18 protein-coding genes are annotated in these 18500 nt (G+C 40.7%); 9 read left to right on the top strand and 9 right to left on the bottom strand.

The features are described 5' to 3' along the window. Position 1: 1 nt before the first annotated feature. The 4 genes from ND6B_RS03765 to ND6B_RS03780 all read right to left on the bottom strand — a co-directional run bounded on the left by ND6B_RS03765 (position 2) and on the right by ND6B_RS03780 (position 4344). Positions 2-1345, bottom strand: coding sequence for a Na(+)-translocating NADH-quinone reductase subunit A (locus tag ND6B_RS03765; RefSeq protein WP_028835482.1), 1344 nt, complete (start codon positions 1343-1345; stop codon positions 2-4). 353 nt (positions 1346-1698) lie between these two features. Further along, positions 1699-2892: an enoyl-ACP reductase FabV gene (fabV, locus tag ND6B_RS03770; RefSeq protein WP_033104058.1), complete on the bottom strand. Its 1194-nt coding sequence runs from the start codon at positions 2890-2892 to the stop codon at positions 1699-1701. Positions 2893-3001: 109 nt separating this feature from the next. After that, positions 3002-3313, bottom strand: a complete 312-nt coding sequence (locus ND6B_RS03775; RefSeq protein WP_013464345.1) for a BolA family protein — start codon at positions 3311-3313, stop codon at positions 3002-3004. A gap of 437 nt (positions 3314-3750) precedes the next feature. Continuing rightward, on the bottom strand, positions 3751-4344 hold the full coding sequence (locus ND6B_RS03780; protein ID WP_033104057.1) for an alpha-ketoglutarate-dependent dioxygenase AlkB family protein: 594 nt from the start codon (positions 4342-4344) through the stop codon (positions 3751-3753). A gap of 43 nt (positions 4345-4387) precedes the next feature. Here ND6B_RS03780 and ND6B_RS03785 point away from each other — a divergent pair, with 43 nt between their 5' ends. The 4 genes from ND6B_RS03785 to ND6B_RS03800 are packed head-to-tail and all read left to right on the top strand — an operon-like array spanning position 4388 to position 8153. Further along, a complete protein-coding gene (locus ND6B_RS03785; protein WP_033104056.1) occupies positions 4388-5536 on the top strand; it encodes a methyltransferase in 1149 nt (382 codons plus the stop codon). After that, the gene (locus ND6B_RS03790) at positions 5537-6097 is read left to right on the top strand and encodes a YajG family lipoprotein (protein WP_013464342.1); all 561 of its coding nucleotides are present in this window, start codon (positions 5537-5539) and stop codon (positions 6095-6097) included. Positions 6098-6099: 2 nt separating this feature from the next. Next, entirely contained in the window at positions 6100-6720 is a 621-nt protein-coding gene (locus ND6B_RS03795) for a peptidylprolyl isomerase (RefSeq protein WP_013464341.1), read from the top strand. Positions 6721-6773: 53 nt separating this feature from the next. Then, positions 6774-8153, top strand: coding sequence for an AmpG family muropeptide MFS transporter (locus ND6B_RS03800; RefSeq protein ID WP_033104055.1), 1380 nt, complete (start codon positions 6774-6776; stop codon positions 8151-8153). Between the two features lie 68 nt (positions 8154-8221). Here the strand turns inward: ND6B_RS03800 and ND6B_RS03805 are convergent, their stop codons facing one another. Next, positions 8222-8461, bottom strand: a complete 240-nt coding sequence (locus ND6B_RS03805) for a helix-turn-helix domain-containing protein (RefSeq protein WP_008111877.1) — start codon at positions 8459-8461, stop codon at positions 8222-8224. Between the two features lie 361 nt (positions 8462-8822). Between ND6B_RS03805 and ND6B_RS03810 the strand changes: the two genes are divergently transcribed. Continuing rightward, positions 8823-9011, top strand: coding sequence for a hypothetical protein (locus ND6B_RS03810; RefSeq protein WP_013464338.1), 189 nt, complete (start codon positions 8823-8825; stop codon positions 9009-9011). Positions 9012-9069: 58 nt separating this feature from the next. Here the strand turns inward: ND6B_RS03810 and erpA are convergent, their stop codons facing one another. Next, on the bottom strand, positions 9070-9408 hold the full coding sequence (gene erpA / locus ND6B_RS03815) for an iron-sulfur cluster insertion protein ErpA (protein WP_002958911.1): 339 nt from the start codon (positions 9406-9408) through the stop codon (positions 9070-9072). Positions 9409-9646: 238 nt separating this feature from the next. On the opposite strand from erpA, the gene ND6B_RS03820 reads away from it, so the two are divergent. The 4 genes from ND6B_RS03820 (at position 9647) to hemL (ending at position 14227) form a co-directional block, all read left to right on the top strand. Next, the gene (locus ND6B_RS03820) at positions 9647-11329 is read left to right on the top strand and encodes a chloride channel protein (RefSeq protein WP_033104054.1); all 1683 of its coding nucleotides are present in this window, start codon (positions 9647-9649) and stop codon (positions 11327-11329) included. A 16-nt stretch (positions 11330-11345) separates the two neighbouring features. Further along, positions 11346-11780 (top strand): CopD family protein, encoded by a 435-nt coding sequence (locus ND6B_RS03825; RefSeq protein WP_010391077.1) that lies wholly within the window; start codon positions 11346-11348, stop codon positions 11778-11780. 111 nt (positions 11781-11891) lie between these two features. Beyond that, entirely contained in the window at positions 11892-12908 is a 1017-nt protein-coding gene (locus ND6B_RS03830) for an aspartate carbamoyltransferase (protein ID WP_033104053.1), read from the top strand. Between the two features lie 38 nt (positions 12909-12946). Beyond that, positions 12947-14227, top strand: coding sequence for a glutamate-1-semialdehyde 2,1-aminomutase (gene hemL, locus ND6B_RS03835; protein WP_024601882.1), 1281 nt, complete (start codon positions 12947-12949; stop codon positions 14225-14227). A gap of 65 nt (positions 14228-14292) precedes the next feature. On the opposite strand, the gene mrcB is transcribed toward hemL, so the two are convergent. The 3 genes from mrcB to ND6B_RS03850 form a co-directional block, all read right to left on the bottom strand. Further along, a complete protein-coding gene (mrcB, locus tag ND6B_RS03840; RefSeq protein WP_033104052.1) occupies positions 14293-16617 on the bottom strand; it encodes a penicillin-binding protein 1B in 2325 nt (774 codons plus the stop codon). A 138-nt stretch (positions 16618-16755) separates the two neighbouring features. Beyond that, entirely contained in the window at positions 16756-17985 is a 1230-nt protein-coding gene (locus ND6B_RS03845; protein ID WP_016899363.1) for an ammonium transporter, read from the bottom strand. A 9-nt stretch (positions 17986-17994) separates the two neighbouring features. Next, the gene (locus tag ND6B_RS03850; RefSeq protein WP_010391070.1) at positions 17995-18333 is read right to left on the bottom strand and encodes a P-II family nitrogen regulator; all 339 of its coding nucleotides are present in this window, start codon (positions 18331-18333) and stop codon (positions 17995-17997) included. Positions 18334-18500 lie beyond the last annotated feature (167 nt).

Below are 18500 nucleotides of genomic sequence, written 5' to 3'. Positions count from 1 at the left end.
TTTAGCCTTCCTTCTCGATCGTAGTTAAGCAATCGCGTAGGGCTGCGCCGTACTCGTATTTGCCAGGACAAACGAAGGTGCATAACGCTAAATCTTCTTCATCTAATTCAAGCGCACCTAATGAAATTGCACTGTCTAAATCACGAGACAATAAGTCACGTAATAAAAGCGTTGGCAAAATATCAAGTGGCATAACACGCTCATAGCTTCCAAGTGGAACCATAGCACGTTTTGAACCGCCCGTAGACGTTGTCATTTTAAATAAACGACTCGGTGTAAGGTGAGACAAGAATGTACGCGTTACAGAGAATTTATCACTACCTGGTGCAATCCAGCCAAAAAATTCTTTTTCGCGACCTTCAAGTAATACAGATACTTGAACATGGTAACGACCTAAAAATGCATGAACGCCAGAAGACGTAGCACCTGCAAGTACAGAACCAGAAATAACACGGTTATCACCGTCTTCTAATTCACCTGCAACTAAGTCATCAAGTGAAGCACCTAATTGTGTTTTCACTAAACGAGGATTCTTAACACGCGGACCTGCAAGCGAAATCACACGGTCTGTGTAAATTTCACCAGTAAGGAAAAGGTGACCATACGCAATAACGTCTTGGTAACCAATGTGCCAAACTTGCTTACTAGCAGATACTGGGTCAAGGTGATGGATATGAGTGCCAACAAGGCCAGCCGGATGCACGCCACCAAACTCATGTACTTCTACTTGAGCAATAGGTGAACTAGGAACTTGACTACCTGCTTGCTTACAAACAAATACTTTGCCATCGGTTAAACGTGACACAACAGCCAAACCTGCTTCAAACGCTTTCGCATTTTCAGCAATAATTACTGCAGGATCTGCAGCAAGTGGATTGGTATCGATAGCTGTCACAAAAATAGAGCTAGGATTTGCATCCAATGCCGCTACTTTGCTAAATGGGCGGGCACGAAGTGCTGTCCATTGACCCGATTGAACTAGTACTTCTTTAGCTTTTTCACGGTCTAAGCTGTTAAGCTCAGTTTCCGAGAAAGAACCAAAGGTGATTTGCTCACTGCCGTTTACTTCAATAACAACAGATTGCAGAACACGTTTAGCACCGCGATTAATTTCTTTTACTGTACCAGAAGCTGGTGCAGTAAATAATACGCCTGGGTTCTTTTTATCTTCAAAAAGTACCTGGCCTTTTTTGACTTGGTCATCCACACGAACATGCATGGTTGGACGCATACCGATAAACTCTTCACCTAGCACAGCTACACGTTTGACGGCAGAACCATCATGAATAACTTGCTGAGGTGCGCCCTCTAAGGGTAAATCCAGACCTTTTTTTATATTGATCATACGCACTTGCACTACATTAACGGAAAGAAACTGAAAAATCGTACTAACCACGCCGCTATTTGTATTATTGCAAGCTATAAAATGACTCGCTATAAATACCAAACAAGCAGCGCAGTAAAACTCCTCACATATTGCTTTGATTTTAACATTATTGTGGCTGACTATGCGAGTGTATTTATGAAAATTATACGAGAGAAACGTTTATTTAGTTTTGTAATTAACAATTAATAAAATACAAGCTAGACCAAAGTGGTAAATTAGCCAACAATTAGCAAATATTTTTTCAAATCAAAGCTAAAAAACAAAAAAGCCGCACAAGGCGACTTTTTCAAAAATGCGCTAACAGCGACAAGTTAGTCAATCATATTGGCAATAGGTGCAACAGGATTTACATCTTGTTCATAATCAACCGCGTCAACACCAAAACCAAACAAGCGTAAAAATTCATTATGGTAACCAATATAATCGGTTAACTCATCAATTGAGTTTGTATCTACACTATCCCAAATGGCTTGAACGCGAGATTGAACGTCATCTTCCAGTTCTTTATAGTTTTGGAATAAATGCCCGCCCTCGTCAAAGCGTGGAGAATCACCGTATAAGTTCTCACTAAATAGCGCATGAATTTGCTCAATGGTGCCTTCATACGTGCCATCAGCCTTCATCACTTTAAATAAGGCAGAAATATAAAGTGGCATGATTGGAATTGCTGAGCTTGCTTGAGTAACAACCGCATTAAGCGATGAAACGTAGGCTTCACCATTTAAATCTTGGGTAGCAGCTTTAATAGCAGCAGTGGCACGGTCTAAATCTTCTTTGGCTTTACCAATTGTTGCATGACCGTAAATTGGCCACGTTAGTTCTTTACCAATATAAGTGTAAGCCGTGGTTTTAAAGTTATCTGCGAGTACATCCGCTTCTTTAAGTGCGTCAATCCACATTTCCCAATCTTCGCCACCCATTACTTTAATGGTGTTGTCGATATCGTCTTGGTTTGCCGCTTCAACAGTTACTTCATCAATTTCACGCTTTGACGTATTTAAGTTTTTAGTGGTTACCGCATTACCAATTGGCTTAAGCGTTGAAGAAAACACTTCGCCGGTATTTGGATCAGTACGACGTGGTGATGCTAAGCTGTAAATAATACAGTCAACTTTACCTAATTCAGCTTTAATGGTGTCGATTGTTTTTTGTTTAATTTCGTTAGAAAACGCATCACCATTAATATTTTTTGACCATAAACCTTCAGCTTCAGCAGCTGCTTGAAACGCCGCCGTATTATACCAACCCGCAGAGCCTGTTTTACGCTCAGTGCCTTCTTTTTCAAAGAAAACACCTAATGTTTTAGCGCCACCACCAAATGCAGCGGTAATGCGAGACGCTAGGCCATAACCTGTAGACGCACCAATAACTAATACATTTTTAGGTGCATTTTTTAATGCCCCTTGCTGCTTAACATAATTAATTTGTTCTTGTACATGCTCTGCACAGCCTACTGGGTGTGCATTGGTGCAGATAAATCCGCGAATTTTAGGCTTAATGACCATTGATCATCCTATATCTTTTACAATAAAAATTAGCGCTAGTTTAAAGGCTAAAACAAAAAAAACTGATCTGATCAGTTACGCTCTGCTCAAACCACCTTCTAGCTACCTGTTATCCAATTTTTGAGCCACCCATACAGTTAGGCGACTGCGGCGCTTCACCGTCGTGCTCGGTAAATTCTTCAGGGGTGTAAGTGTGCATCGCAAGCGCATGAATATGATTTGCTAACTCATCTTTTAAAATTTCGTTAATTTCACGATGACGCTGCAATAATCGCTTACCAGCAAATTCCTCACTAACTACAATCACTTTAAAGTGTGATTCAGTGCCTGCACTGTGCATATGGCTTTCGTTGATCACATTTAAATGCTTGCACGCAATCGCATCGGCTAGCTTGTTACGTATTTGTTCTTGCATTGACATAAAAACCATCCTCAAAATTCAGTTATGTCCTTACTATAACAACTGCGGCTATACCATGGCTAATGCTATTTAACTGAAACCATTATTAGGGTCTGTTGACCTTTCAAGATTAAATTTGCAGCAGCCTGTTTGGTATTTAGACAAGGCAGAGCCTATGTGGTGTGGTTATTCCCCATAAATAGGCGATAACGCAGCATCAATGCCAAACAGGCGCTGCCCTTAAGGGTTCTGCCTAGGGGCAATTAACTCTTTGTTACCTACATGGATGTAGGTAAGGGGCGTGAGCAGGACGCGGAAGCTTTGCTCGGTTTTTACTTATTCTTACATGGATGTAAGCCAGTAGAATAACGCAGGAGTAGTTATCGAGCCCACTAGGTTACAAACCTCGCGCCGCGATTAAACCGCTCCTAGTTTGAACAAATTATAATCCGCAAAGATCAACAGACCCTGATATAGCGAAACGTTAAACTTATTCGAGGGTGTTTAAGCGTTGTTTGTTTGGGCAATGCATGTTGGTAATTTTGTTGGCTTTGGCCGCTCATTATTAAACAGCTACCACTTTGTAATTTAATGTTAGTAATGCTGTTACTTACTTTGTGTTTAAGTTTAAATAATCGCTCTGCGCCAAGCGATACACAGGCTATTGTAGGCTCAGGCCCTAGCTGCGTCTCATCATCGCTATGCCAGCCCATGCTATCGTGGCCATCACGATAATAATTAACCAAAATTGAATTAAACGGTTGCTGTAGGTGATTTTCTAATCGTGTTCGCATAGCAAGTAATACGTCTGGCCAAGGCTCTAAATCGAGTTTATGCCCAGAATAGCCGTACTCAAGATTCTCTTCGCTGATAAAACATTGCAGCCTTGGTATTGGCCCCGTTTTGCCAAACACCGTGATATTTGGTTGTTGCCAATTTAAGTTTTGCTGCAAATAATAAAATAAATCGAGGCTTTTTTGCGCACTAAGCACCCTACTTTGATAAGAAAAGCCATTTGGTAACAGTTGGGGGTTGGCGTTTGGCGGTTGCATGTTAGAATTTACCTATCATTTGATTACCGATCATTAAACTATTATGACTACGCAAGCTACGCTCGGCGATAACACCTTTACTCTTGAACGCTTTCCTTTGGATCAAAAAAACCGCAGCTTACAAGCGTGGGATTCAGCAGACGAATACCTCATTGACTATGTTAATGAACACTACCCTAATTGTCGCTCATTGCTGATCTTAAACGACAGCTTTGGTGCACTTAGCTGTTACTTTAGCAAGCAACAATTAACAGTTTGTTCAGTAAACGACTCATATATTAGCCATCAGGCGGCGGCTTATAACTTAGCGCAAAACAAAATCGCAACAACTGCGTTTAGCCAGCTTGATAGTTTATCGGCTTTGCCCGAACAAGTAGACCTAGTGTTGGTAAAAGTACCACGCACGTTGGCTTTTTTACAGTATCAGCTATCTGAATTAAGCGAAGTACTGGCGCCCGGTACACCGGTTATTGGTGCTGCAAAAACTAAAGACGTGCATAACTCTACGATTAAAGCATTTGAAGATTTTATTGGTGAGACGAAAACAAGCCTCGCAGTAAAAAAATCACGTTTAATTATTAGCCAGGCCGCTGGCGGTTATAAAGGTGCAGATTTCCCAGTGAGCTGGCCGCTCGAAGGCACTGATTTTACAATAAGTAATCATGCCAATGTGTTTTCACGTGATTCACTTGATATTGGCGCGCGTTTCTTTTTTAATTATTTGCCACAAACAAATAAAGCCAAAAATATTATTGATTTAGGCTGTGGCAATGGCGTAGTTGGTTTAATGACATTAGCGCGCTGTCCTAATGCCCATATTAGCTTTGTTGATGAGTCGTATATGGCGGTTGAATCAGCTCGACTCAACATTGAGCTCAACATGGAAGACAAGTTTGAACAATGTACCTTTATAGAGAATGATTGTTTAACTGACTTTGAACGTGAAAGCGCTGATATTGTATTGTGTAATCCGCCATTTCACCAAGCACAAGCGGTTACCGACCACATAGCATGGCAAATGTTCAAGCAAGCAAAAGACACATTAAAAGAAGGTGGCGAGCTGCGTATTATTGGTAACCGTCATCTAGATTACCACGACAAACTAAACCGTATGTTTGGTAACTGTACTTTATTAGGCTCTAATAAAAAGTTTGTGGTACTCAGCGCAACTAAAAATAGTGGGACGTTATAAATGAAACTCTTAAAAGCATTATTGAGCTGTTGTACATTAGTGGTTTTTTCGGGATGTGCCAATCAGCCTAATCAGCTTATTCTTAACCCTGTGTATAAAAGTGGTCAAATAAGCTCAATAAACAGCAGCTTAAACACCAGCGTGATTGATTTACGTGGTGACAGTGCAACCTTAAAGCTGATTGAATCGAGCAAAACCAAAACCATTGCCAGTACGGGTATTACTGAATCGGTTAAAAGTGCGCTAGACAGTGCGCTGAGTCGCAATGGCGCCAGCATTTCTAATTTAGCGCAATTGCGTTTTGAGTTAGATATTCACACGCTGCAAGCGGTAGTTACAGAAACGCTAATGAGCCATACCAGTGAAGCCAAGATTGAATTTGAAGTGCGGGTGATTCGCCCGACCAGTAATTTTAGTAAACGCTACAGCGGTAATGCTAATTTATCTGGCCCGCTTGGTCACGATAGGGCAAAAGTTGAAGGTCAGCTCAATAAGTTGACTGAGCAGTTAATTACCCGCATTGTATCTGACCCAGAATTAATTGCATTTTTAGAAGGTTAACAATGAAGCAACTTTTTTTAATCTGCGTAAGCTTATTATTTAGCGTTAGTAGCTTAGCGGCTCAAGAGGGTCGTTTTGTGCAAAAAGATAACATTTTTCCTCGGGTAGAAATTGTGACATCGTTGGGCAGCATTGTGGTTGAGTTAGACCGCTCAAGAGCTCCTATTACGGTCAATAATTTTTTAACGTACGTGTCGGATAAAAGCTATCAAGGTAGTGTGTTTCATCGTGTAGAACGCGACGTAGAAAATGATCGTGACTTTGTAATTCAAGGCGGTGGTTATGATAAAGATTACGATGGCCTACATGAAAACGACCCTATTTTTAATGAAAGCGGTAACGGCTTAACAAACGATATGTATAGCATTGCGATGGCTTATCAAGACCGTGAACCACACTCAGGAACGCGTCAGTTCTTTTTTAATATGGATGATAACGATCATTTAAACCCTGGCCGTGATTGGGGATTTGCAGTGTTTGGCAGTGTGATGGAAGGCTATGAAACACTCGATAAAATCATGGCTGTAAAAACCGGATTTAATGACAAAATTGGCTACAACTTTGTACCCGAAAAACCGGTCGTTATATTAAATATTAAGGTGCTTGAGCAAGTTCCTTTATAACTTTTTTAATAAGAGCAGCCTTAGCTGCTCTTTGTATAAGCCAATGAGCCCCTATGAATAGCACACTTTCTGTTAGCGAATACTTTTCTTATTTTAAAGATAAACGTTTGATTAATGTTTTTATATTTGGAATGAGCAGTGGCTTTCCGTGGGTATTAATTGGCTCAGTAATGTCGGCATGGCTTAAAGATGAAGGTTTGAGCCGCAGCATGATTGGCCTATTTGGCATTGTGTTTGGTGCCTACAGCATCAACTTTTTATGGTCACCTTTAATCGACCGCACTAAACTGCCCTTTTTATATAATTGGCTTGGTCAGCGCCGTAGTTGGATACTGTTTTGCCAAAGCTTTATTTTGCTTGGCACATTGCTACTTGCAGGACTTGATTTGAAAGCAAACCTAGCGGTTGCCGCCGCACTTTGCTTATTAATCGCCATAGCCTCTGCCACGCAAGATATTGCAATTGACGCCTTTCGAATAGATACCCTTAGTGAAAATGAATCTCACAAAGCCACCGCGGCTGCTGCAATGGCCACCTCAGGTTGGTGGACTGGCTATGCTTTATTAGGAGCTGTGCCTTTTTACATGGCTGATATGCCAAATATTGACTGGCCACAGGTATATTATTTTTTATCCGCGATTATGCTGTTATTAATTAGCTGTGTATTTTGGGCTAAAGAGCCACAATCAAATCGCGAAGCCGTACATGCCGAACTAGAACGTGTTTATCTTGAAAAACTCGCCGCCACTAAACAAACACCACTGACAAAAACGCTTGCATGGCTAGGCGTTACCGTGGTTGATCCGTTTAAAACCTTTTTTGCTAAAAATGGCGTTAAAACCGCGTTGGCGCTGCTGGCGTTTATTTTCTTATTTAAGATTGGTGAAGCATTTTTAGCGCGGATGTCGATTGTATTTTATAAAGAAGTTGGCTTTAGTAATACGCAAATAGCAAATTACTCAAAACTCGGCACGGGGTTAATCACCATTGTATTTGCCTTTTTGGGCAGTATTTTTAACCATAAATATGGCATTGTGAAAGGCTTATTTATTAGTGGCATAGCCATGGCAGCATCTAACTTAATGTTTTCTTGGATTGCCTTAGCTGGTCCACAAGAGCACTTATATGCAATGGCAATTGTAGTTGATGGCTTTACCCAAGCTTGGTCTTTAGTGGCAATGGTTGCTTTTATATCTATGCTGTGTGACAGAGCATTTAGCGCCACCCATTATGCGCTATTGGCATCATTGGGTAATTTAGGGCGTACGTTATTATCGAGTTACAGCGGCGTGGTTATTGATGATTGGCTAATGGGGAATTGGTCATTGTTCTTTGTATTAACTGCACTTATGGTTTTACCCTCATTAGTGTTTTTATTTCTAATTAGGCACAAGCTATATGCACTAGAGCAAAATTATCATAAAAATACCTAATGCATCCCTGCACTAGTATTGGCTGTAGACGCTAATTTAACTTTACGATTACAGCCAAAAAGAAAGCGTTAGTCAGCTTTAATTAAGCTTAATGCTTCATAAGGGTCGACTTCTAATGCATTACAGTAGCGAACAAACTCAATTACATCTAAACGACGTTCCTGATTTTCAATTTTGCCAATAAAAGAATGTGGCGTACCCAAGATTTGCGCTAAGCTACGCATGGTGTAGCCTTTTTCATGGCGCTTAGTTTTAAGCCACTTTGTTAATTTTGCATTTTCTTCCGAAGATACGGTTTTACCCATCATATACAACTCCTACTCGTTGTTTAAATATACATATAGCTAAGCGCTTAAAATCGCCAACACTGTAAACCTACAACCACTCACAAAAGCGCAGTGTAAACGCTTACAATTCAACCAATAAAAACGCTCAAATATGTATTAACACTTTATTATTGTGAAAAATGAAACCTTGCCCGTTTCACTCTTGGATACATTATATACCATTCATCGTTGATCTGAATGATTAATTAGTAATTATGCGATTAAAGTTTAACAACAAATATTTACTAACTCTGAATAAGGTTAAATATTTTATAACTTTTTTGTTTCATTTAAATATAAGCCGTTTATTATTAACTTATTATTTGCTTAAAAAGGCTAAATCATGTTTAGACTACTTTTTTTACTGCCTATTATTTTATGCTTGGGCTGGTACTTTTTTTTGCGCCATTATGCAATTCCAATCAAACAGGGTAAAAAAGGCTTTATCTATATTTTAGCTTTCTCTGCATTCGTACTTGGTTTTTTTGTGTTAATAATGCAAATAACAGAATACAGACCAACTGAGTTATGATTTTAAACACATAAAAAAACCGCTAATTAAGCGGTTTTTTTTTCAAATAACGGTATCTTTACACGCTAAAACTAGCGCCACAGCCACACGTTGTTGTGGCATTAGGGTTAGAGACAAAAAAGCGTGCCCCTTCTAACCCTTCGGTGTAGTCTACTTCACCGTCAACTAAATACTGGATACTCATTGGGTCAATGACTAAGGTAACCCCGTTTTTAACAATTTCTAAATCGCCAGGATTCGCTTTTTCATCAAAAGTAAAACCGTATTGAAAACCTGAACAACCACCGCCTGTGACATAAACACGCAGTTTTAGATCTGGGTTTTCTTCTTCGTCGATTAACTGTTTAACACGCACAGCGGCTGCGTCGCTAAACTTAATGGGTAATTCTTCAGACATTTTATAACCCTCAATACCTTTATACTAATGCACCAGATTATCTAATACCTGAGTGTTTTAATCAAGTATAGTAAGCTCGCGTTTATAAGCTTTAATTAAAACAATGCGCGTTTAATCTGTTCTGTGAATCAATATACTATAAATTTAATTTAAATTAATCGGTTGTTAAAAATCTCAAGGACTTCCCTAGACTATTTTGATAAACTTGACGCCTAAAAATGCTACGGGGAAATAAAGCATGTGGCTTGAGCGACTGAGACGTCGATTAGCAAAACCAAAAACATCCGTACAATTATGCTTATTGGGCGTAAGTGCCGGATTAATTGCTGCATTTTTCATTATACTGTTTCGCCTAACCATTTTATTTTTTCAAAGCTTATTTTTAGAAACCCCTGACGACTTTACTACTCTCCCTACCCTAGAACGGGTATTAATGCCTTTGATTGCTGCACTTCTGATAGCCACATTTGCGGCTTTTACCGGCTTTAAACATTACCGCTTGGGTATCCCTTTTGTAATACACAGAATAAAACGTCATTACGGGCAAATGCCACTTTATAATACGGTTAACCAGTTTGTAGGCGGCGCGCTGGCACTGATCAGCGGTTTTTCTGTTGGCCGCGAAGGCCCCTCAGTTCATATGGGAGCAGCGGGGGCAAGCATATTAGCAAATAAACTACACTTACCCCACAACGCTATGCGTACCCTCAGTGGTTGTGGTGTTGCCGCGGGCATTGCTGCATCGTTCAACACCCCCCTGGCTGCGGTTATTTTTGTAATGGAAGTGGTGCTCAGAGAATACAAAGTGCATATTTTTGTGCCGATTATGCTCGCAGCCGTTACCGGCGCATTAGCAACACAGTTTGTATTTGGTGAGGGCTCAGAACTTGCGCTAATAACCATTGCCCCCTTAAGTGGGTGGCATTACCCCTATTTAATTTTATGCGGCATGGGATTAGGCGCGGTGGCTTATGCTTTTAATCAGAATTTAATGTTAATTATTAAAACCTTTAAACCACTTAGTATGTTTCCACGTTTAATGATTGCAGGGTGTATTGCCAGCTTAATTGCCTATGCAGTTCCACAAGCAATGGGCTCGGGTATGAGCGCTATCACTATTGCGGTTGAGTCACCTGAAAATATTCAACTACTCACCACTATTTTAATTGCTAAGTTATTAGCCACCTTATTTGCTATTGGCTTAGGTATTCCTGGTGGGTTGATAGGTCCGGTTATTGGGCTGGGCGTTTTAACCGGTACTTTAATGGCATTTTTTGCTCAATTTATTAGCCCCGGCACCGATATAGCCGGCACTTACGGGGTGCTGGGCATGGCAGGATTATTAGCGGCCACACTACACTCCCCCTTAGCGGCACTGACCACTGTGATGGAGCTGACCTCGTCACCGGAAATTATTGTGCCTGCGATGATCGTCATTACTACCGCCTACGTTACAGCTTTACAGGTATTTGGTAACCGCTCCATATTTTTACAGCAATTAGACTTTCAAGGGCTTCCCTATCATGTCTCTCCCGCCACTGAAGCCTTACAGAAAGTAGGAGTGATGGATGACATGGATGAAGACTTTAAACTGCTCTACTCCGACGATAAAGAGCAAATAAAAAACAGTCTAGATGCCATGGACAGTCAAACACCATTAATTGTATTTGATGAAGAAAATGGTTATCGCCTAGCTGAATATGACTTAAGTTTAATGTCTGATCAGGCGGTCAATATAAAATACATTAGCTTACAAGGTATTAGCAGCCAAGCCACCCTTGCAGATGCATTTGAAATTTTGAATGATAAACGCAATGGTGCACTTTATGTATATAACTTATTAGATAATCAACAAATTATGGGATTACTAAGGTGGGATCAAATCCACCATATTTTAACCATACGTAACAGTCTACTTTAACAATAATGAGAACAATATGAGCGCATTATTAATCTACAAAACCTTGCACGTATTTTTTATGATTGCTTGGTTTGCCGGTATTTTTTACCTACCTCGACTTTTTGTTTATCACGCTATGAGTGAAGAAAAATCGTGTAACTCAATGCTAAAAGTAATGGAACGTCGGCTACTTTATTTTGTTACACCCTTTGCGGTGCTTACCGCAGTATTTGGCGTATTGACTATTGTTGAATACGGCCGAGAATGGTTTCGTTACAGCATGTGGCTGCATTACAAACTCGTGCTGGTGATTATTTTATATATTTATCATGGCTACTGTTTCAAATTGTTAGCTGATTTTAAACACGATAGAAATACCAAAAGCGATCGGTTTTATCGCATTTTCAACGAGCTACCTGTTTTAGCGCTACTCGTTATTGTCGCTTTGGCGATTATTAAGCCAAGCTTTTAGCAAAGGCTTATAAATTACGCTGCCAAGTCGCATACTAAGTTTGTATAATACGCGCGATTGCGTGCTCCTTTGTGGATTATCGCGCCTTTTTGAATAACTAGGAATAACCCCATGTTCAGTTTCCAAGGTGAAAATATACTCTCTGTTAATCAACTCGACCGAGACTGTATTGAACGCATATTTGCTGTGGCAAAAAAAATGGAGCCATACGCTAAAAAACAAAAGCGGACCAACGTGCTTGAAGGCGCTATTTTAGCAAATCTATTTTTTGAACCCAGTACACGTACTCGTGTTAGTTTTGGCACTGCGTTTAACTTACTCGGTGGACTAGTTCGTGAAACCACCGGCATGCAAAGCTCTGCGCTTGCTAAGGGCGAATCACTCTATGATACCGCACGTGTTATTTCAGCTTATGCTGATGCAGTTGCTATGCGCCATCCTGACTCAGGCTCGGTAGCTGAATTTGCAACAGGTTGCAGCGTACCAGTAATAAACGGTGGTGATGGACCCAATGAGCACCCTACCCAAGCACTGCTTGATTTATTAACTATTGAGCGAGAGCTTAACCGCTTCGATCAAAATATTGATGGTATGCACATTGCGCTAGTCGGCGATTTAAAATATGGCCGTACTGTTCACTCACTCTCTAAGTTACTGTGCCATTACAAAGACATTAAGTTTTCGATGGTTGCCCCTAATGGCTTGCAAATGCCTGACTCAATTTTATCTGCGGTTGAAAATGCCGGTCATAAAATTGAACTGGTAGATAAAATGGAAGGTAACTTAGCAGCCGATATCGTTTATCAAACACGAATCCAAGAAGAGCGTTTTCCATCACAAGAAGAAGCTAATAAGTATCGTGGTGGATTTAGAATTAGCCAGTCTATTTATAATTCCCATTGCAAACCTAATTCAGTATTAATGCACCCGCTTCCTCGCGATAGCCGTTTAGAGGCAAACGAACTTGATAACGACTTAAATGCTAACGACAATCTAGCAATATTCCGCCAAGTACAAAATGGCGTACTTATTCGTATGGCGCTGTTTGCTTTAACCCTCGGCGTAGAAAACAAAGTCGAGCAGTATGAAGTAAGCGTTCCTTGGTTTAGCCGCAAACGCGATAGCTAAGCTTTTAATTTTAAAGTGATAAAACAATAGGATTTTTCATGACAATTAGCCAAGACTTATTTAAACGAGCTCAAGACTCTATTCCTGGTGGCGTAAATTCGCCAGTGCGTGCATTTAATGGTGTAGGTGGTACTCCGCTGTTTATTACTAAAGCACAGGGCGCGTTTACATTTGATGCTGATGGCAACCGTTACATCGATTATGTAGGCTCTTGGGGTCCAATGATTATGGGCCACAATCACCCTGAAATTAAACAAGCAGTGCATGACGCGGTAGAAAATGGTTTAAGCTACGGAGCGCCTACTGAAGCTGAAATTTTAATGGCTGAAAAAGTAAAAGAGCTAGTACCATCAATCGAAAAAGTACGCATGGTAAGCTCTGGTACTGAAGCAACAATGAGTGCAATTCGTTTAGCCCGTGGTTTTACTGGTCGTGACAAAATCTTAAAATTTGAAGGGTGTTACCACGGCCATGCAGACTCACTGCTAGTAAAAGCCGGCTCTGGCGCATTAACTATGGGTGTACCTAACTCTCCAGGTATTCCTGAAGATTTAGCTAAGCACACACTCACCGTTTCGTTTAACAATATTGAAGAAGTGAAAGCGATTTTTGCTAAATACGCCGATGAAATCGCGTGTATTATTGTTGAACCAGTTGCCGGTAACATGAACTGTATTCCACCAGTACCCGGCTTTTTAGAAGGACTGCGTGAAGTATGTGATCAATACCAATCCGTGCTTATTTTTGATGAAGTAATGACAGGTTTTCGTGTCGCCCTTGGTGGCGCTCAAGCGTATTACAACATCAAACCAGACTTAACCTGTTTAGGTAAAGTAATTGGTGGTGGCATGCCAGTAGGCGCGTTTGGTGGTAAAACAGAAATCATGGATTACATAGCTCCTGTAGGCCCTGTTTATCAAGCGGGTACACTTTCAGGTAACCCTATTGCGATGGCAGCAGGCTTAAAATCACTCGAACTACTAAGCGCTCCTGGCGTGCATGATAAGTTAGAAGCCATTAGTAAAGCGATTTGTGAAGGCTTTGAAGCCGCAGCTAAAAAAGCAGGTATTGCCTTAACGACTAACTACGCTGGCGGTATGTATGGCTTTTTCTTCACCGATGCAGAAAAAGTAACTACTTACAAACAAGCCACTGAATGTGATTTAGAGCGCTTTAAAAAGTTCTTCCACTTAATGCTTGAAGAAGGGGTTTATTTAGCGCCTTCAGCGTTTGAAGCTGGTTTTGTGTGTGCTGCGCACACAGAGCAAGAAGTTCAAGCAACGATTGAAGCAGCAGAGCGCGCTTTTGCTAAGCTATAACGTTTAGTTTTTAAAAACGCTTACCCATAAAAAAAGCCCTTTCGGGCTTTTTTTGTTTTTACTATTTAACGAATACATTCTGGTCTTGGTTTAAACTCACTGGCTCTAAGCGGTAGCTGAATCACTTTGCCACAGCCCGGTGGTGCTTGCTTCCCCGTTTGCTCGTTTACAAATGCCCACCTAATTGAAGGCGGACGGGTATCGGCAATTGCTTGCGGGTTTAGCGGTTTTAAATAACGAATATAGGTTTCAAGCGCGCCAACACTGCCGGTTAAGCCGGTGCTTTTATTATCGTCACGGCCTATCCATGCAACCGTCACTGTATTTTGATCAAATCCAGCAAACCAGCTGTCGCGTAATTCATTACTGGTGCCTGTTTTACCTGCCAACTGGATTGACGGAAAATGTAAGTTTAAGCGCTTAGCGGTGCCATCTTTAGTTACTCGCTTCATAGCATATTTGGTCATGTACATGGCATCTTTATCAAAACGTTGCTCGTTAATTACTTTGTGCTTATAAAGTACTTTACCAACAGAGTCGGTTAACGCAGAAATAGACGTCAGTTCTCTGTATTCACCGTCTGCTGCAATCGTGGTATAAAGCTGTGCCACTTCAAAGCTCGACATTTCAATAGCCCCTAATAACAACGATGGGTATTCATTAATATAACCTTTAGCTCCTAACCCTCTGAGCGTGTTAGCCACTTTATCGACGCCTACATCAAGCCCTAAGTTAACTGCCGGTATATTAATACTGTGGCTAAATGCTTTATAAAGAGGCATGGCACCACGGTATTGATGATCAAAGTTTTCTGGCTGCCATACGTTACCCTCCTCGTTGGTGACTTGAACAGGCGAGTCATCAAGTAACGTCGCTAAGTTATAATGAGGAAGCTGCAGTGCACTTAAATACACTGCAGGTTTAACTAATGAGCCAATATTTCGTTTGGTATCGAGCACGCGGTTAAATCCTGAGTAGCGTACATCACGTCCAGCGACTAACGCTGATACACCGGCTTTTTCAACATTAACGGAGATCATCGCCGCTTCTAACTCTTTGGTATTTGGACGTCTTTCTAAATAAGGTAAACTGGCCTGAATCGACTCTTCCATCGCGGTTTGTTTTTGTAAATCGAAGTAAGTAAATACACGCACACCCGCATCCAATACGTCTTGATCGGGTAGCAGCTGTTTGAGCTCGCGATTAACCAACTCTAAGTAACCTGGATAAGACTTTTGCAAGCTGGCTTTCATTGGTGCAATATCAATTGCGCGTTTTAACGAGGCTCTATACTCTTTAGTAGAAATAAGTTTGTTATCGACCATTAAACGCAGCACTAGGTCACGACGCTCCATCGCACGTTCTTTGTAACGTCTAGGATTGTAATAAGATGGGCCTTTAACCATAGCCACCAGCAAGGCAATTTGGTCGTACTCGAGTTCATCAACAGGTTTGGCAAAGTAAAACTCGGCGGCCAGCCCCATTCCATGTACCCCTTGGTTGTATGACTGACCTAAGTACACTTCGTTTAAATAGGCTTCGAGAATCTGATCTTTTGAGTAACGGTAATCAAGAATAAGCGCAATAAAGGCTTCATTAATTTTACGGACTAACGAACGCTCACGGGTAAGGTAAATATTTTTAGCCAGCTGCTGGGTTAATGTACTCCCCCCTTGCACGGTGCGCCCTGCGCGAATATTGGTATACAAAGCGCGTAAAATTGAAAATACCGATACACCGTGATGATCATAAAAATCGCGGTCTTCAACTACTAATAAGGTATTTTTAAGCATGTCAGGAAATTTATCTAATGGTACAAACTCTCTATCTTGTTTTGAGTCATTACCAATACGGGCTATTTGTACAGGCTCTAATCTGGCAGTGTTTAAGCGACGGCCAAACTTATCTTTAATACTGGCTACCTTCTCTCCAGAGAAACGCAACTCAATAACATGAGCGCTCTCTAAACCATCATAAAATTCAAAGTCACGACGAAAAATCTTAATACTATTGGCTGTTTTAATATACTGCCCAGTCCGGCTTAAGCGATTAACCGCCGTGTAGTTTAAGCGCTTAAGCTCCCATAAAACTTCTTGCTCTGATAAAAACTGGCCTGGAAAAAACGTCATTGAGCGAGCATACACTTGTGCCGGAAGTTGCCATTTATTACCTTCAAACTGGCGAGTTATTTTTGCATCAAGGTAAATAAAATAAAGTGCAATGGCGATAAACGTCGCCAGACTCAGTTTCCAAAAAATAGAAAACAACGTTTTAAAAAGTGGCCGTTTTGTGGTACTTGAAGTTTTTTTAGTCGCACTTTTTCGCGCAGATGACTTAGTAGCGCGCTTAGTCGAGGGTTTACTGGTCGATGTTTTCTTTTTTTCAGCCATTTAAGTGTAATATATTCCGAAGGTTAATTTAACGCGAGGAGCTTATCACATTACTCTAGCACCTGAAAAATTAACCTCCCCTGAAATCAAAAAAGCCCTAACAGAGTAGGGCTTTGATTGAACACACAATACTTTAAATTAATTACTTCTAACTGATACAAACTCTGGATAAGCATCAATACCACAATCGTGTTGATCCATACCGTTTAACTCTTCTTCTTCGGTAACACGAATACCCATGGTTTGCTTGAGGATTGCCCATACAATGAATGAAGCAATAAACACAAAACCAATAATACATAGTAGGCCAATCAACTGATTAACAATGCTAGCCTCAGCATTAGTAACAGGTACTAGCACTATACCTAGGATGCCACACACACCGTGAACAGAAATAGCGCCCACGGGATCATCTATCTTCGCTTTGTCCAATGCGACAATACTGAGTATTACTAATGAGCCACCTAGTAAGCCAAATAAGCACGCCATTAATGGTGATGGTGATAATGGGTCTGCAGTAATAACCACTAAGCCTGCAAGTGCACCATTAAGTACCATGGTTAAATCAGCTTTGCCCCATAACAGTTTACATAAGAACAAGGCTGAAATTGCCCCCATAGCTGCAGCAGCATTGGTATTAAGTAATATTTGACCTACCGCTGTTGCGTTTTCTTTATCTGAAATTAATAACTGTGATCCGCCGTTAAAGCCAAACCAACCCATCCATAAAATAAACGTACCCAATGTAGCAAGTGGCAAGTTTGAACCTGGAATTGGGTAAATTTCACCATTTTTACCATATTTACCTTTACGTGCACCCAGTAGTATTACACCCGCAAGCGCTGCAGCCGCACCCGTTGCATGTACAATGGCAGAGCCTGCAAAATCAACAAAGCCTAATTCAGATAAGAAGCCGCCACCCCATGTCCAGTAACCTTCAATTGGGTAAATTAATCCTGTTAGTACCACTGTGAAAACTAAGAAAGCCCATAACTTCATACGCTCTGCTACGGCGCCAGATACAATAGACATGGCCGTTGCAACAAACACTACTTGGAAGAAAAAGTCAGATTCTAGTGAATGATTAGCATCTGCCGCTTGGCTACCTATTAGCCCACCAAACGAAGGAATAACGCCGCCTTCAACATTATCTACGTACATAATGTTGTAGCCTATCAACAAAAACATAGTACACGCGATAGAATAAAGCGCGATATTTTTAGTTAGAATTTCTGTGGTATTTTTAGAGCGCACTAAACCCGCTTCTAACATTGCAAAACCGGCTGCCATCCACATGACTAAGATGCCAGACATTAAAAAGTAAAACGTATCGAGCGAAAACTTCAGCTCTATAATTGTATTTTCCATGTTGCCCCCTTAAATTGCATCATCATCAAGCTCGCCAGTACGAATACGGACGATTTGGTCTAGGTCGTAAACAAAAATTTTGCCGTCACCAATTTTGCCCGTTCCAGCGACTTTGGTAATGGTTTCTACAACGCGTTGGCAATTTTCACTACGAGTAGCAATTTCAAGTTTAATTTTAGGTATAAAGTCAACCTGATATTCAGCACCACGGTATAACTCAGTATGCCCTCTTTGACGTCCAAATCCCTTAACGTCAACCACTGTCATTCCTTCGATGCCTAAATCAGCGAGTGCTTCACGCACATCATCTAGTTTGAATGGCTTTATTATTGCACTGATCATTTTCACAAAGGCCCCCTTAGGACGCTAGCTTGTTATTGTATTTCCTCTATACAATCCAACCTTTGTGCCATTTTTAAATTAATAATAAAAACATAAACTTAAAAAAATAAATAATATATAAAACAAAAAAGCGCACCATTTAGGTGCGCTTTTTTTATGCAAAATACTGCATT

Origin of the sequence: Pseudoalteromonas sp. ND6B, assembly GCF_000764215.1 — a bacterium.
In the GTDB taxonomy this organism is placed as follows: domain Bacteria; phylum Pseudomonadota; class Gammaproteobacteria; order Enterobacterales; family Alteromonadaceae; genus Pseudoalteromonas; species Pseudoalteromonas tetraodonis.
Note: the sequence above shows the minus strand (reverse complement) of the source record. Positions and strands in the feature narration are given on the sequence as shown.